This is a genomic window from Streptomyces albus subsp. chlorinus, assembly GCF_013302895.1.
Classification (GTDB): Bacteria; Actinomycetota; Actinomycetes; order Streptomycetales; family Streptomycetaceae; genus Streptomyces; species Streptomyces chlorinus.
Genome location: NZ_VJOK01000001.1, coordinates 156240 through 171402, shown reverse-complemented (window position 1 = coordinate 171402; position 15163 = coordinate 156240). Strand labels below are relative to the sequence as shown.

Here is a 15163-nt window from a genome sequence, read left to right as displayed (position 1 = left end):
GGCGAGAACTGCCCCGATGGCCACAGAAGGGAACGACCACTGCCTGAGGGAACGACCACTGCCTGTTCGACCAGCTCAGCGAGGTGCTCGCGCCAGCACCCGACAACCATCCGCTTGCCATCGACCTTCGTGTCCACCGCATGAACCGCATGAAGCGACGACGAATCAGCGACGAACGTGTATCACTCCATGCTGACCAAGACCACGGCCCAGCGCAGTTCACATAGCTCGGGGTCGTCCTCGCCGGTCGCATCGGCAACACCGACGACACGGAAGGCAACTGTGGAAGCTGGCCCGGCCCCCAACCCCGTCGACCTCATGGTGATCGACGGCGCCGGCCCACTACGAGATGTACGACGACCCCGACTACGTCGACGCTGCCGTCGAAAGACTCACCAGCTTCTCCACGCACAACCTGCAAGGCATCCGACGAACCGGTGAACCTATGCGGTCACAGCACCAGCAGGCGTTCAGGAAGAGGAGCGCCGACATCGGGCGTTCGATGCCCCCCTCCGTTTCTCAGTCGATCGTCCCCCAGGCCCGGTGCGGCCGCTGGGGCTCGGACGTGGTCCGGGGCGCGGCAGGGTTTTGCCGCCTGCGGGAGCGGTGCTGGAGAAGGGCGACCAGCCCCACCGCGAGGCCTACCGCGAACGGGAGGAGGAGCAGGCCGGCCGTCACCAGCATGCCGATACCGGACCCTTTCTCCCCGTCCTGGAGCGCGCCGACACCGGCGACGATGAAGATCACGATGAGTGTGAGCGGAGGCAGGAGCCAGGGCCACGGTTTGGGCTCGGGGGTCTCGCGGAGGGCCGCGTGCCAGAAGCGGGCGCACCACCAGGCGACCACGAAGGCTGACAGCGCGAGTGCGGCGAAGGCGGTCATCGGCAGCGGGCGGTCAGTGGTGTTGGCGGCCACGGCGGAAAACACCACCCCCATCAGAGCCATGAAGGGTGTGAGCATCCCCCCTGCGACGAGGCGTCGACGACGTGGGCCGCTGAGCGCGTTGGACGGAATATACATGGTCAGGCACCCTAGGGCCTGTCCACGGACCGTGTTGAGCACGCGCCCCGGTCGCAAAGCCGAGGGAGGCCAGGCACCGACCGGGCCGCTGGAAAACGGCCGATCGGTGCTGCCTCCCGCAGCACAGCTGGAGCACCCATACGTACGGGCCCACGGGACGTCAGCCGTCGGAAGGGACACAGCCCTCGAAATACTCGTAGCCGCCGAGCGATTCGTCGGGGTCGAAGCGGGCTGCCCACTGGTTCACCTGGCTCAGCGTGGTGCAGCCGCCGAGTCCCACTGCGGCCAGCCGCGGGATCTTGTCGAGTTTCTGCCACTGCTCGTACGACAGCGTGAGGGAAAGCAATCGGCTCAGATCGGCGATGGGGCTGACGTCCTGGACCGTGGCGCCGGACAGTTCGAGCCCTTCGAGCCGGGGGAGCGTCCGCAGCGCGCTGAGGTCGACAGCTTGTTCTGTCGAGAGCCGCACCACGCGCAGGGTCGGGTGTCCGGCCAGTTGACGCAGGTCGACGGCGTCCAGCTGCAGGGACAGTGCCTCAAGTGGGATGTCGAGCAACGGACGCAGGTCGACGGGGCCTTCACCGAACAGCATCACCGTCCTCATGCACGGCGCCCCGCGGACGGCTTCGAGATCCAGACTCTTGACGTTGTCGACGACAAGGGTGTGGATCCGGTGCGGCTTCTTCGGGATCGGCCCTGCACCACGCCAGAAAGCTCTGCTCTTGTCCAGGTAACTGGGTATCTTGACGTCGATGTCCAGATACCTGTCCTCTGCCCAGTAGTCACCCTGGTCGAGCGCCTTCACAAGCCGGCGCAGGATGGTCGTGACGGAGTCGGCCACATAGACAGGCTGGTGGTAGTTTCTCCCGACGCGGATGACCTGGCCCGGTCAGCCTGCCGGTCCCGGATCCATGTCGACCGCCAGGTAGTCGCCGCCGGTGCTGGTGGCGAAGGGGATCCAGTTCGGGCTGCTCAGCCACCGTCGAACGGTCCCCGGGGGCTCCGCCTCGCCCGTCATCGCCCACAGAGGATCATCGGTCCACGTCAACTCGCGCTCGTGGTGGACATGGGTGGTCGTGGATTCCAGATCGAACCACAGGTGGCCGCGGAACAGCCCGGTCTCCTCGTCGCCGTCGGCCTCGCCGTAGAGGGCCACCAGGTCGGGGGGCAGCTCGCTTTGGAATTCGTCCAGCAGGGCGGGCACGCGCGGACGCGTCCAACGGAGGGGGCAGGATCTCCTTCTCCCCTAGGATGTCCGCCCGCTTCTGTACGTACTGACGGAACAGCCGGACGGCCTCCTCCGGATCTCCCGCGGGCGTCGGATCGAACGGCCCGTCCTGCTCGGCGCCGGGCTGCACGGGCAGGTGGTCCGGACGCAGTACATACAGAAGCTGATCCTGCTCCGGGTAGGTCTTGCGTGTGATGGCCTGACTGAGTACCGCTTCGAACCGCCCCGAGGGCTCGACCGTCAGATGCTCGGTGGACGCACCGCTGAGCGCGTACAGCTCCTTGACTCCCTGCGGACTCCCGCCCATCGCTTGTTCGGTGCCGTCGGCCATCTCGTAGAAGCTGCTCTGGCTGCCGCCCGAGGGCCCACGGCAGGTACTCAGCCGCCCTCGTCGTCACCCCTCCGGCGCGGCTGCCTCGATACGGGCAGCCATGTTCCGCAGAACTCTCTCCACGGCCGTTTTCCGCTGATCAACCATGCCGACAAGTTCTACACCGCTCCACTGACAACTCCGGCGAGGATCTGGTCGATGCGACCGGTGAACTGCCAAGCCCCCAGCGCATGCCTCGCACACCGAGGGGAGATCAGGCGTTGCTAGGCTGGCGTGCCAGGAGGCGCCATGGACGCGGATGAGCTGGTCAGGTGGGACGCGACCGGGCTGGCTGAGCTGGTCCGTACCCGGCAGGTGTCGGCCACCGAGGTGGCACGCGCGCACCTGGACCGGATCGGGGCCGTCGACGCGAGGGTCAACGCCATGGTGACGGTGCTCGCCGAACAGGCGCTCGCCATGGCGGAAGCGGCGGACGAAGCCGTGGCCTCCGGAACCGCTGTCGGGCCGTTCCACGGTGTGCCTTTCACGGTCAAGGACTCACTGGACGTGGCCGGGACAGTCAGCACACGTGGATCGACGCTGTTCAAGAACCACGTGGCGAGTGCCGACGCGACCGCGGTGGCCCGGCTCCGGGCCGCGGGAGGCATCCCGCTGGCCAAGACGAACCTGCCGGAGTTCTCCTACTGGACCGAGACGGACAACGCCCTCACCGGCAGGACCCGCAATCCCTGGGACGTCGAACGGACGCCGGGCGGGTCCAGCGGCGGTGATTCGGCCGCCATCGCGGCGGGGATGTCTCCGCTGGGGCTGGGCAGCGATGTCGCCATCTCGGTGCGGGGCCCGGCCCACGACACGGGCATCGTCGCGCTGAAGGCGACCCGTGGCCGGGTACCGGTCACCGGGCACTGGCCGGAAGTACCCCGCAGGTACTGGCATGTGGGGCCCATGGCCCGCAGTGTGCGGGACGTCGCGGCGGCGTTCTGGGTTCTCGCCGGTCCCGACGGGCACGACGGCTACGTGCGCCAAGCGCCGCCGTTCCCGCGGCCCGCATCGGCCGGCGGCGATCCACGACGGCTCGCAGAGCTGCGGATCGGCTGGGCGAGCGATCCCGCCTTCGGCCCGGCGGACAGCGAAGTGACCGCCACCGTGGCGGCTGCGGCGGACGCGCTGAGCGACCTCGGTTGCACCGTCGAGCCGGCGGCTCCCGCCGGTCTGCAGACCATCGACGCGACAGCGCTGAGCGCGGTGCTCTTCACCGCTGAGGTCGTGCCGTATTTCCGTGAGGCCGCCGACGGGCGCACGGCAGAGCTGAGCACCGTCCTCCAGCGGACGCTTGCCGCGCCGGAGGTGGCTCTTGCCGACTATGTCGCAGCACAGCAGCAGGTCGAGCAGCTCAGTCGGATGTTCGCCGGGTACTTCGAGCGCTATGACGCACTGCTCTGCCCTGTGTGTCCCATTCCGGCCCCGCCGCACGCCAGGAGCACGTTCGAGGCCGGCGGAGTGACCGTCCCGGCACGCGGCATCATGCGGGCGACCGTTCCTTTCAACCTCACCGGACTCCCCGCTCTTGCGCTGCCGTTCGGAACCACGAGCGGCGGTCTGCCGGTTGGTGTGCAGCTCGTCTCCCGCTGGTATGCCGAAGCGACCATCCTCGGGCTGGGGAGCGCCCTCGAAACGGTCAGCCCCGTACGCGGTCGCAGCCCCGGCCTCACCTGACGCGACCGCCGTACCCGTCGCAGGCGGCGCCCCAGCGCATCAGCGCCCTGGCATGGCACTGGCAGGACACCTGGACCGGCTCCCGTGCACCCCGTCCCGGAGGCGGCGGGCCGGGCAGCACGCCCGGCCCGCCGCCCGCCTCTGTGGTATTTCTTCCGCCCCCGGCGCCGACGTACTCCGTCTGCCCTCCGCCGCATTCGGCGGCGATCCGGCCCCGGCCGTACGGCTGACGGCCGGGGCCGAAGCAAGGTGGCGGGAGGGGGTTGCCCGATGGCCTACGCGGCCGCCAGCAGGGCTGCTCGGAGCGCCTTTTTGTCGGTCTTGCCGACAGCCGTCCTCGGGAGGGCGTCGGCTACCACATAGGAGGCGGGTGTGTAGAGGTCTCCCAGCGCATCGACGATCTCACGTGTCAGCCGCGGCAGGTCCGGGACGTTGGCAGGGTCCCGGGGTACCAGGACCACGTGCACGGTCTCCTTGTCGTCGTCCCCGGGCAGGCCGACGGCGGCGGCGTCTTTGACACCGGGCTGCGCCAGGAGGAAGTCGTCGAGAAGCCGGGAGTAGACATTGTCGGCGGTGGTGCCCGTGACGATGACGTCCCGTACCCGGTCGACCAGGTACAGGTAACCGTTCTCGTCCTGACGGGCGATGTCTCCACTGCGGAACCAGCCCTGGTCGTCGAGCACCTCGGCGGTGCGTTCCGGGTCGTTCCAGTAGCCCTCCATGACCGTGGGGCTGCGGACGTACAGTTCGCCGGGCTCACCTACCGGTACCGGCTTGCCCTCCTCGTCCCGCAGCTCCACCTCGACCCCGGGTGCCGGCCGCCCGCAACTGGTCAGGGACTCGGGCCGCTGCGGGTCGTGCTCCTCGGGGCCGAGCTGGGTGACGAGCCCGTCCTCGGACGCGCCGTAGATCTGGTGCAGCACCGGACCGAAGCATGCCATCGCCTGCCTGAGGCGTTCGGGGGAGGCGGCCGCGCCCGTGTAGGTGAGGGACGTCAGCGCGGGGAAACGCCCGGGGACGCAGTCCGGATGGCCGAGCAGCTCGTACAGCATGGGCGTCACCAGTATCACCCTGGTGATGCGCTCGCTGTCCATCACGGACAGGGCCGTGCCGGCGTCGAACGTCCGCAGCAGCACAACGGTGTGTCCGCTCAGGATGCCTTTCAGGAAACCGCCGTGGCCGCTGCTGTGTGTCAACAGCGTGCACACCAGCAGCGCGCCGGAAGACGCCTCGCCGGCGTACCTCTCAGTGGCGATCCGCGCGTGGTCGTCGTAGAAGCTGCTGCGGTGGACGACCAGCTTCGGCAGCCCGGTGGTACCGCCGGTGTAGAGGAGCGTCGCGAGGTGACGGCCGTCGGCGGCCGCGTGGAGCGGGAGGCCGGCACTCTCGGACGCCGTGACCAGGAAGTCGTCAGCGAGCGAGGACGCGCCGATACCGAGGACATGCGGAATGTCAGTCCGCTCAGTGATCCGCCGGGTCCGCTCCTCGAAGACCGGGTCGAAGAGAAGCATCTTGACGTCGGCGCGCCGGATCAGTGCTTCCAGCTCGGAGTTGCCCGGCTCGGGCGGCACGAAGACCAGTCGGCAGCCCGCGAAATGGACGGCTATCTGCAGCAGCAGCGCTTCGGGGGAGTTCTCCACGAACAGCGCCACGCCGTCACCCTCCCGCAACCCGCTGTCCCGCAGAGCTGCGGCGAAGCGCAGGACCGTACCGGCGGCTTCGGTGCCGCTGATCCTCCGCTCTCCCGCGACGATCGCGTCGCGGTCGCCTTGCGCCAAGAGCCGTTGCAGCACCGGGACGGTGTAGTTCTCGCTGGCAAAAACCTTGCTCATGATCCTTCTTCGTGCTTACGCATGTCTCCCGGGGAGGCGGTCCCCGGGCTCCTCATCACTCCTCAGCAAACCATGTGCATAATGCAGTTAATTCACCGGGCCGGGGGGCGGTGATCGGGCGACCCGACGCGTGCACCCCGAGCACGGGCAGACCGGGAGGCCAACTCGCCCCGCCCCAGGCCGATTCTCAGTGCTCCGGACCGGTCGGCGGTTGGACGGCTGTGACCGACCAGGACGACGTCCGGCCGCGACTCGGACCGCACCATCGAGTGGGACGAGAACACCCTCACCAACGTCTGGTCCGTCACCAAGACCGTCACCAGCCTCACCGCGCGCTCATGCTCGTCGACGGCGGTGACCCCGACGTCCACGCGTCCGTAGCCGGGTACCGGCCCGAGTTCGCGGCCAACAGCAGGCGGGACGTCGAGATCCGGCACCTGCTCTCGCACACTTCCGGAGTCTCCGGCCTCCGTACCGTGCCCTGAATCGAGGTATTTCAGCCCAGCGTGGCCATCAGGGCGGTGACGTAGGCATCCAGCCGCTGCTCCACGACTCGCGTCGTCAGATCGGCCCTTCCTGCCTCACGCCACGGCCGGGCCACCTGACGCACTTCTTCCGAGCACGCCAGCCCGTCCCGCACCTGCCAGTACAGCCGCTCACTCGCGGTCGCGGCCAGCACACCACCGGCCTCCTCGTACGCCTCGGAGAACCGTAGCCCCCATGCCGGGCCGTGCAGGAGCGCGAGAACGGCCGAGCAGTGCGCCACATCGAGATCCGCCGGGCCCCAGGAGACCGCCGCCCAGTCGACGACCCCGGTGATCCGAGCGCCGTCCGGCTCGGAGGACGACACATCGAACAGGACGTTGCCGGGCTGGAAATCCCGGTGCAGGAACCGCCCCTCATAGGGCGGCGCCGGCTGGCGGATCACGTCGATCGCCGCGGACCATACCGCCGCGTCGGCACCCCTCGGCGTGACGACGGTGTCGGCCGTCGTCAACGTCGCGTACTCCGGGGGCCGCTCGGCGGGTCGCAAGGCGTGAATCGCCACGAGCTGACGGGCCAGCAGCTGGACGCGCGTCTCCACTCCCTCATCGGTGAGGACGGTCCGGCCCGTCAGATGTGTCATCAGCAGGGACGGGTGCTCGCAGTGCGCGGCGGTCGCATCCACCGCGACCAGGCCAGGAGTCGGCACGTCGGTCCCCGCGAGCTGGGTCAGGGCGACGGCCTCCCTGTTCAACCAGTCCTCGGCGTACTTCGCAGAGAGCGGATCGACGAAGGACCGCAGCACCAGGTCGCGGGTACTGCCATCGCGAGCGCCGACGGTCAGCCTCCGCATCTCAGCAGTGATGCCGCCGTGCAGCGCGTCAATTTCGACGATCCGTTCGCCGGCCTCCAGGTGGCGGCTCACCCACGCCAGCGTCAACGGTCCGACAGCCGCCTCGTCATGGTTGCTCACCGGTCCACCCCAACATCCGGACGGCTGCATACGCAAAGGCTTTCCTTACGGCGCGGCCCAGACCGGCCCCAGCCGCGAACATGCCGAGTCGGCAGAGGCCCCGTCCGGACACCCGGCCAGGAGGCCAGGTCCCTCGGACGACTCTCTCAGCTCCTTGACGGTGGCAGGCTACTGAGACGGACCTGCGCCCTCTGCTGGGGTAGAGTTGATGTCGGCGAGGTCTTCTGCGGCAGCTCGGACGCAAGAGTCCGAGGAGATGCCGGCCTTGTCGTCTCGATGGGCCAGTTGTTCGTCATCGACGTTCCCCCTCCCTGCTCGGCCCCCTCGGCCATGGCGACCCGGCCGACGCCCGGTTCGCCTCCGACTCCGAACCGATCGCATCGGCCCGCTCTGCCGCGTGCAGCCGGATGCATCGCCGCCTCTCGGGCCGGCTGGAGCCGGCAATCCTCGCCCGCCACACCGAAACCGCGCGAGGCGGCGGCCTCGATACACCCGTCCGGCCTGGGCACATCGCCAGCCCAGTCGAGCGGAAGCGTGCGCGCTCCCACCCATTCCCGCGAAAGGACACATGACCAATGAAGAACCCGACTCGTCTCACCGTCGGCCCCGAGCGCCGGCTGCTCGAGTACATGCTCGACCACATGCGGACCGAGTTGACCGACACGGTGCGCGGTCTGTCGGAAACAGAGGCACGCCGCCGGCTCGTCCCGTCCATGACGACGCCGATCGGGCTGGTCAAGCACGCCGCGTTCGCAGAACGCATGTGGTTCCAGCACGTCCTGGGAGGTCTGCCGGAATCCGCATGTGACGGTGCGATGGCGGGTGAGGACAGTTTCTCGGTCAGCGAGGACGAAACGGTCGCTGACGTGATCGCCGAGTTCGAGCGCGCCAGCAGCCGCTCACGAGCGATCGCCGCGGACATCGACCTGGACGCCACTCGACAGCGCCCCGGCTTCGGCACCGTCACCCTGCGATGGATCTACCTGCTCATGATCCAGGAATTCGCCCGCCACGCCGGGCACAGCGACATCCTGCGCGAGCAGATCGACGCCACCCGCCGGACATGAGCCAGACGGCCGGATTCCGCCCAGCCCGCGCCGCGTCCGGTCACCTGCCGCCCCGGGGCTGCGTCACCGCAGGATCACCGACCCACCCACGGCACGCGGCAGAGGAAGACGGCTCACGACGGTGTTGGGAGACCTGGCGTGGGAGTGTTTCGCAGGGTTCCGCCGTCAGCCGCGTCTCCCGCCAGGACAAGAGGAACTCGGGTTCGCTGCCGCGCCCGCGTGTGAGACGCGAGGGATGCCGCGGCCGATGGCGCGGCGGCCTCCGACCAACAGCAAGATGTTCGCGAGCAGGAGGAGCGGCCAGGGAGTGGTGATGAGGATGATGGCGTCCACCGCCCCCCAGATTCCCAGCGTCCACGCGAGGAACAGCGGTGGGGTGATGCCACGGCGGTCCAGCCACAGGACGAGCGGACCGGCCACGACGAGAGGCGGGCCGAAGCCCTCCAAGGACAGCCGGAGCGCGCTGTTGGCCGGGCTCATGCCGGAGAAGTCGTCGCCCCACGGCGCCCCGCTGAACCACTCTCCGGCGTGGCGGGCCGCTCCCTCCGGCGTCAGGGCCAGGAGTGTGTGGGCGCCCCCGAGGAACACGAGGAGCCAGCCGGCACATTTGCTCATTTCGGTCTTCCCATCCGTTGGGGAGGTGCGGCGGGTTCGGACACGGCTGTTCTTCCGGCATGGCCCGGTCGGTCAGGGCCGGCGCATTCTGCGCTCACGGCGCGTCCGTCCGGCTGCCGGGGGTGACGGCCGTGGTCGAGCCAGGCACGTTCCCATGGGCGGGTCAGCGCCGGGTAGACGACGGGATACCGGGACGGTGCGATGGCGGCCATATAGAGCCGTCCGAACAGCCCGTTGGGTCTGACCAGGGCGGCCCTGCGCAGTTCGTATCCACCCTCGATGGTCGGCGCCCAGCCCAGGTGCATGATGCTGTGGACGGTTTTGTCGGCCGGTTCGCGGGCCGCTTCGTCGTCCAGCTGGTACACCTCGGTGAACGGGTCGGCGCCGTGGACCGCGCCACCCCGGTGCGATCGCTGTGCCGGCTGTCGACTTCGCCGAGACGAAACCCCCAGTTCTGGAACCGATGCTTCCGTTACTCATGATCTCGTGTGATGCAGCCATGTCCGTGCGAAAGCAAGCCCGTAATCAGGGGGCCGCCCCCGCGACAGCCGCGTCGACGACGCCATCGCCTCCGCCGTTCGAGAGTTGCTGACCGAGGTGGGATATGCGCGGCTCATCATGGCCGAGGTGGCCGCGCGGGCCGGCGTGGGCAAGGCGGCGATCTACCGGCGCCACGCCACCAAACAAGGAATGATCTTCGACGTTCTCCTGCCGGATCAGTTCCTGGCGGTACCGCCCGACCGTGGGTCGCTCCACGCCGACCTGTCCGCCGTGCTGGCCGAGATCGCGGACAGCATGGCCTCTCCGCCGCAGGGGACGGTCCCCGGCCTGCTGGCGGATATCCACGCCTATCCCGCACTCCGCGACCGGTTCGCTGAGAAGTATCTCGAAGCCCAGCGCCAGACCCTCACGGAGATTCTGGACCGCGCGGCCGCACGCGGTGAACTGACCACCCGCCCCGACCCGGTCGCCCTCAACGCCCTGCTGGTCGGCCCCGTCCTCGCCTGGCTGTTCCTGCTGCCGGAATCCCCCGAGCAACTCCCCGTCCTGAACTCCGTATTTCTCGACGCGACACTCGCCCTCACCGGCACCCGGTCTCCGGGCGCACCGGACGACTCCCCGCGGTGAGACGGTGAGGTGTGCCAGGTGCACGAAGGCGGGCGAGGGGCGGGCGCACGAGGCCGATGGCTGGTCACTTCCCGGTGGCGCACGGGGGGTCCGCGGTGGAGAACGGGCGAGGTGGGGATGCCGCCTTGCCGTCGGCGACGACCGCCTGGGGGCCCGGAGCGCCGCCGCCTGCGGAACCGGCACGTGCCGCGTCATCGGACGAGGCACGTACGTCGGTCTCGGCAGTCACGCGCGCGTCTCGATGCCGAGTTCGGAGAGAAGGCCGCGGGTGTGTTGCTCGATCTGGTCACGGATGGGGCGGACGGCCTGGATGTCTTGCCCGGCGGGATCGGCCAGGGCCCAGTCGAGATAGCGCTTTCCGGGGAAGACCGGGCAGGCATCGCCACAGCCCATCGTCACCACCACGTCGGAGGCGCGCACCGCTTCCGTGGTGAGCACCCTCGGCCGTGCTTGGGTCAGGTCGATGCCCACTTCGCGCATGGCGTCGACCACGGCCGGGTCGACCTGGTCGGCCGGAGCGGAACCGGCGGAGCGGACCTCGACCTGGTCGCCCGCGAGGTGGGTGAGGAGGGCGGCGGCCATCCGGGAGCGTCCGGCGTTGTGGACGCACACGAACAGCACCGATGGCTTGTCCTCAGACATGGGCGGAGTCCTTTTCGGAAGGAGCCGGTGCGAGGCCGGTGCCGGGCTGGGGGAAATAGCGGCGGGTGTGCAGGGCGACGTGCACGAGTCCGATGAGGACGGGGACTTCGATGAGAGGGCCGACGACTCCGGCGAGGGCCTGCCCGCTCGTCGCGCCGAAGGTGGCGATGGCCACCGCGATGGCCAGCTCGAAGTTGTTGCCCGCAGCGGTGAACGCCAGCGTCGTCGTCTTCGGGTGGTCCAGGCCGATGGCCCGGCCCAGAGCCATGGATCCAGCCCACATCAGCGCGAAGTACACCAGCAGGGGCAGTGCGATCCGGGCGACATCCTGTGGCCGGGATGTGATCGCCTCCCCCTGGAGGGCGAAGAGGACGACGACCGTGAACAGCAGCCCGTACAGGGCGAAGGGCCCGATGCGCGGGAGGAGCCGGCTCTCGTACCAGGTACGGCCTCTGACCTTCTCTCCCAGGCGGCGGGTCGCGTAGCCGGCTGCCAGGGGAATGCCGAGAAAGATCAGCACGCCCCGGGCGATCTCCCACACCGCCACATCCAGCGTGGCTTGTTCCAGGCCGAGCCAGCCGGGCAGAACAGTCAGGTAGAACCAGCCCAGGGCGGAGAAGGCGATCACCTGGAAGACGCTGTTGAGCGCTACGAGAACGGCGGCGGCCTCACGATTGCCGCAGGCCAGGTCGTTCCAGATGATGACCATGGCGATGCAGCGTGCGAGACCGACGATGATCAGCCCGGTGCGGTACTCGGGCAGGTCCGGCAGGAAGAGCCACGCGAGAACGAACATCACCGCCGGGCCGAGAACCCAGTTCAGCAGCAGAGAGGGCAACAGGAGCCGCCTGTCGCGGGTCACGGTCTCCAGCCGGTCGTAGCGGACCTTGGCCAGGACCGGATACATCATCACCAGCAGCCCCAGCGCGATCGGCAGCGAGACGCCGGCCACCGTCACCCTCGCCAGTGCGTCACCCAGACCGGGTGCCAGACGCCCGAGACCCAGGCCGACTGCCATCGCCGCGAGGATCCACACCGCCAGCCACCGATCCAGGAACGACAGCTTCCCCCTCACCTGCTTGTCCGCGGTCGCATCGTCCTTCACGAGGCGGCGTCCGCGCGGTCGGGCAGCGAGGTGCCTGCGGGTCGGGTGAGGATGCCTGCCAGGCGGTCGGTCATCTCGGGAATGAGCCAGTAATACACCCACGTACCCCGCCGCTCGCAGTCGATGAGGCCGGCCTGCCGCAACAGTTTGAGGTGGTGGGAGATGGTCGGCTGGGACAGATCGAAGTGCGGCGTCAGGTCGCACACGCACACCTCCCCACCGGCCTGCGAAGCGATCATCGACAGCAACCGCAGCCGGACCGGATCCCCCAGCGCCTTGAACACCCTCGCCAGCTCCGCTGCTTGGTCCTCGGCCAGCGGGGCGGTCAGCAGTGCCGGGCAACAGCCCTCGACGTCCCGGCCGAGCACCTCGGGCCCTTGTTTCGTCATATCTCTATGTTGGCGTCTTTCGATCCAGGGTGCAAGCTCGAAATTGAAGAGTATCGATGCAACCTGTTCGGAGGTTTGCCATGTCGCGTCTGCAGCTCGCTTTGAACGTCCCTGACCTGGAAGGATCGGTGGCCTTCTACACCAAGCTCTTCGGTGTCGAGCCGGCCAAGCGCCGCCCCGGCTACGCCAACTTCGCGATCGACGAACCGCCGCTGAAGCTGGTGCTGATCGAGGGCGAGGACGGCCAGGACACCCGGCTTGACCACCTGGGTGTCGAGGTCGGGGACACCGCACAGGTCACCGCCGCCACCGAACGCCTGAAGGACGCCGGGCTGGCCGCCTTCGAGGAGAATGACACCACCTGCTGCTACGCCCTTCAGGACAAGGTCTGGGTCCACGGCCCCGGCCGCGAGCCGTGGGAGGTTTACGTCGTGAAGGCCGACGCCGACTCGCTCGACGGGGCATCGGTCCCTGGCGGGGACGGCACCCCACGCGTCAGCAGCGCCACGACAGCCGACGCGGCGTCCGCGCCGGCCGGATGCTGCGGAAGCTGAGCCGTCGGCATCAAGGCCGTCCGGCATCAGCCGGGCGGCCTTTACGTGCCCCGAGCGGCCGACGATGGCCGCCCGACGCTCGACGCACCGGCCACTGTGACGGGGCTCCCAGCCGCCGCCTGCTCGTCCTCTCCGGTGGCCGGCTGTTCACCGGGGCGGGCAACGACACCGTAGGCGCGTAGCGGTCTGCGGCGATGGTCCGTGTTCGGCGCGCGTCCTTCGACTCGATGGGGCGACATCTCAGGTCACCAGTCACGAGTCACCAGGGGACGGGCTCCCCGAAGCGGTCCAGGTAGGCCAGGCCCTTGTTGCCGAGGTGCGAGAGCAGTACGTCCACGATGAGCGGGATGCTTTCCCGCACGGTGTACGGCGCGTCGTCGCCGCCCAGTTCGGTGCGGATCCAGCCGGGAGCCATCAGGAGCAGCGCTCGCTCGGTGTCGGCCTGGCGGGTGGCGTAGCTGCGCAGGAACATGTTGAGTGCGGCTTTGCTGCCACGGTAGACCTCGCGCATCCCGTTTGTGTTGTTGGTGATGCTGCCCTGCCCCGAGGACATCACACCGATCAGGCCGCTTGAGGTCACCAGGCCGTCAAGCGCCTCGATGACGCGCAGGGGGCTGAGCGCGTTGGTCACCATGACATCGATGAAGTCCTCGGTGGGAACGGCTCCGATGGGGGTCTGCTCGTTGTTGGTGGTTCCTGCGTTGACGAACAGGATGTCGAGCTGCCGCCCGGCCAGGCGCTCGTGCAAGGGGGCCAGTTGCTCCGGCTCGGTGATGTCGAGGTGTTCCACGCGTACGCGTTCGGGATGACGGTCGGCGAGGTCGTGCAGGGGCGTTCGGGCAGTACCCCGGACGGTGCCGATGACCGACCATCCCCGGTCGGCGAGTTCGGCGGTCATGGCGCATCCGAGTCCGCGGGACGCGCCGACGATCAGGGCGGTCGGGTGGTGTTCCTCTGTGATGGGCTGCGACATGTCGCGTCCTTTCCGAGTCGGTGCTGTGAACCTTCATCAGGCAGGCGCTGGTAGATACCGGCAGAGGCGAGGGGGAGGGGTGCGGACGGGCGGAGGGGGCTGTCGGTCAGGGGGCGGGGGCGGTGCGGCCGATACCGAAGAGGTCGGCGGCGTTCGCGGAGCGGACCTTGTACCGGTCGGCGTCGGTGGCGAGGTGGCCGAAGAAGGCGTCGATCTCGTCCCGGGAGGGCTGTTGGAAGGGGTAGTCGGTGGAGAAGATCAGCCGGTCGGTTGTCGTCACCGTCAGGGCGTGGTGCAGAAAGGCGGGGTTGAGCATTCCCGAGGTCGTGATGAAGACGTTGGTGCGGGGGTAGTCCGAGACCGGTCGCTGGAGACCCGCGAGACGCGAGAGGCTGTCGGCCCGGTCGAGCCAGAAGAGCAGCAGCTCGCCCCAGTGCCCCAGCACGATCCGCAGGCCGGGATGGCGGTCGAGAATGCCGCGCAGGATGAGCCGCAGTGCCGCGGTCGCCGCTTCCACGTGCCAGCCCCAGCCGAAGGTTGCCAGGCCCAGGTCGGTCATGGGGTCGAAGCCCCGGTAGGCGGCGTCCCGCAACGCGTCGGAAGGGACCTGCGGATGGATGAAGACCGGCTGGCGCAGGTCGGCCGCGGTGGCGAAGAAGTCGTCGTAGACGGGATCGTCGAGGAACCGGTCGCCGGACCGTCCGTAGACCATGGTTCCCACGTGGCCCTGGGCTGCGGCGCGTTCAAGTTCGGCGGCGACGTGGCGCGGCGAGGACATCGGCAAGGTCGACAGGGACCGGAACCGTGTCGGGTGGGCGTTGACCGCTTCGATGGCTGAGTCGTTCGCCAGGCGACTGAGCGCGACTGCCTCCTCGGGCGGCAGCGCCTGGGTTCCCGGAGGGGTGAGGGCGAGTACGGCCAGGTCGATGCCCTGGGCGTCCATGGTGGCGATCCGGCCGTTGCCGAGGTCTTCGAGTCGTTCGCCGGCATCGCCCCGCTCGTTGAAGAGGAGGCTCTCGTCCGGCTGTGAGGCGGCCTTGAGGGCGGAGGTCAGCTCCGGCAGCATCCAGTGTTCTTCGATGGCGATGAGGGGCATGGGCAGCGTCC

17 protein-coding genes are annotated in these 15163 nt (G+C 68.9%); 5 read left to right on the top strand and 12 right to left on the bottom strand.

Annotated elements, in window-relative coordinates:
* Window positions 1–519 precede the first annotated feature (519 nt).
* The 3 genes from FM076_RS00840 to FM076_RS00830 form a co-directional block, all read right to left on the bottom strand.
* The gene (locus tag FM076_RS00840; protein WP_173868034.1) at window positions 520–945 is read right to left on the bottom strand and encodes a hypothetical protein; all 426 of its coding nucleotides are present in this window, start codon (window positions 943–945) and stop codon (window positions 520–522) included.
* A 235-nt stretch (window positions 946–1180) separates the two neighbouring features.
* Window positions 1181–1861, bottom strand: coding sequence for a hypothetical protein (locus FM076_RS00835; protein WP_173868033.1), 681 nt, complete (start codon window positions 1859–1861; stop codon window positions 1181–1183).
* Between the two features lie 48 nt (window positions 1862–1909).
* Window positions 1910–2224: an SMI1/KNR4 family protein gene (locus tag FM076_RS00830; RefSeq protein ID WP_173868032.1), complete on the bottom strand. Its 315-nt coding sequence runs from the start codon at window positions 2222–2224 to the stop codon at window positions 1910–1912.
* A gap of 643 nt (window positions 2225–2867) precedes the next feature.
* Between FM076_RS00830 and FM076_RS00825 the strand changes: the two genes are divergently transcribed.
* Window positions 2868–4295: an amidase gene (locus FM076_RS00825; RefSeq protein WP_173868031.1), complete on the top strand. Its 1428-nt coding sequence runs from the start codon at window positions 2868–2870 to the stop codon at window positions 4293–4295.
* Between the two features lie 275 nt (window positions 4296–4570).
* Here the strand turns inward: FM076_RS00825 and FM076_RS00820 are convergent, their stop codons facing one another.
* Entirely contained in the window at window positions 4571–6127 is a 1557-nt protein-coding gene (locus FM076_RS00820) for an AMP-binding protein (RefSeq protein WP_173868030.1), read from the bottom strand.
* A gap of 338 nt (window positions 6128–6465) precedes the next feature.
* On the opposite strand from FM076_RS00820, the gene FM076_RS00815 reads away from it, so the two are divergent.
* Entirely contained in the window at window positions 6466–6612 is a 147-nt protein-coding gene (locus FM076_RS00815) for a serine hydrolase (RefSeq protein ID WP_180217688.1), read from the top strand.
* 11 nt (window positions 6613–6623) lie between these two features.
* On the opposite strand, the gene FM076_RS00810 is transcribed toward FM076_RS00815, so the two are convergent.
* A complete protein-coding gene (locus tag FM076_RS00810; RefSeq protein WP_345944833.1) occupies window positions 6624–7583 on the bottom strand; it encodes a phosphotransferase family protein in 960 nt (319 codons plus the stop codon).
* Window positions 7584–8158: 575 nt separating this feature from the next.
* Here FM076_RS00810 and FM076_RS00805 point away from each other — a divergent pair.
* Entirely contained in the window at window positions 8159–8650 is a 492-nt protein-coding gene (locus FM076_RS00805) for a DinB family protein (protein ID WP_173868029.1), read from the top strand.
* A 165-nt stretch (window positions 8651–8815) separates the two neighbouring features.
* On the opposite strand, the gene FM076_RS00800 is transcribed toward FM076_RS00805, so the two are convergent.
* Together FM076_RS00800 and FM076_RS33230 are read right to left on the bottom strand one after the other, a co-directional pair.
* Window positions 8816–9265: a hypothetical protein gene (locus FM076_RS00800; RefSeq protein WP_173868028.1), complete on the bottom strand. Its 450-nt coding sequence runs from the start codon at window positions 9263–9265 to the stop codon at window positions 8816–8818.
* Window positions 9262–9717 (bottom strand): DUF2867 domain-containing protein, encoded by a 456-nt coding sequence (locus FM076_RS33230; RefSeq protein ID WP_345945386.1) that lies wholly within the window; start codon window positions 9715–9717, stop codon window positions 9262–9264. Before FM076_RS33230 ends, FM076_RS00800 begins: the two co-directional genes overlap by 4 nt.
* Window positions 9718–9829: 112 nt before the next feature.
* On the opposite strand from FM076_RS33230, the gene FM076_RS00790 reads away from it, so the two are divergent.
* Window positions 9830–10393, top strand: a complete 564-nt coding sequence (locus FM076_RS00790) for a TetR/AcrR family transcriptional regulator (protein ID WP_345945385.1) — start codon at window positions 9830–9832, stop codon at window positions 10391–10393.
* A gap of 225 nt (window positions 10394–10618) precedes the next feature.
* Here the strand turns inward: FM076_RS00790 and FM076_RS00785 are convergent, their stop codons facing one another.
* The 3 genes from FM076_RS00785 to FM076_RS00775 form a co-directional block, all read right to left on the bottom strand.
* A complete protein-coding gene (locus FM076_RS00785; protein ID WP_173868026.1) occupies window positions 10619–11035 on the bottom strand; it encodes an arsenate reductase ArsC in 417 nt (138 codons plus the stop codon).
* Entirely contained in the window at window positions 11028–12053 is a 1026-nt protein-coding gene (gene arsB, locus FM076_RS00780) for an ACR3 family arsenite efflux transporter (protein ID WP_243274719.1), read from the bottom strand. Before arsB ends, FM076_RS00785 begins: the two co-directional genes overlap by 8 nt.
* Before the next feature lie 83 nt (window positions 12054–12136).
* Window positions 12137–12529 (bottom strand): ArsR/SmtB family transcription factor, encoded by a 393-nt coding sequence (locus tag FM076_RS00775; protein WP_173868025.1) that lies wholly within the window; start codon window positions 12527–12529, stop codon window positions 12137–12139.
* 80 nt (window positions 12530–12609) lie between these two features.
* On the opposite strand from FM076_RS00775, the gene FM076_RS00770 reads away from it, so the two are divergent.
* Entirely contained in the window at window positions 12610–13083 is a 474-nt protein-coding gene (locus tag FM076_RS00770; RefSeq protein WP_173868024.1) for an ArsI/CadI family heavy metal resistance metalloenzyme, read from the top strand.
* 259 nt (window positions 13084–13342) lie between these two features.
* On the opposite strand, the gene FM076_RS00765 is transcribed toward FM076_RS00770, so the two are convergent.
* Together FM076_RS00765 and FM076_RS00760 are read right to left on the bottom strand one after the other, a co-directional pair.
* The gene (locus FM076_RS00765; RefSeq protein ID WP_173868023.1) at window positions 13343–14056 is read right to left on the bottom strand and encodes an SDR family NAD(P)-dependent oxidoreductase; all 714 of its coding nucleotides are present in this window, start codon (window positions 14054–14056) and stop codon (window positions 13343–13345) included.
* Window positions 14057–14162: 106 nt separating this feature from the next.
* Complete coding sequence (locus FM076_RS00760) at window positions 14163–15152, bottom strand: amidohydrolase family protein (protein WP_173868022.1); 990 nt, start codon at window positions 15150–15152, stop codon at window positions 14163–14165.
* Window positions 15153–15163 lie beyond the last annotated feature (11 nt).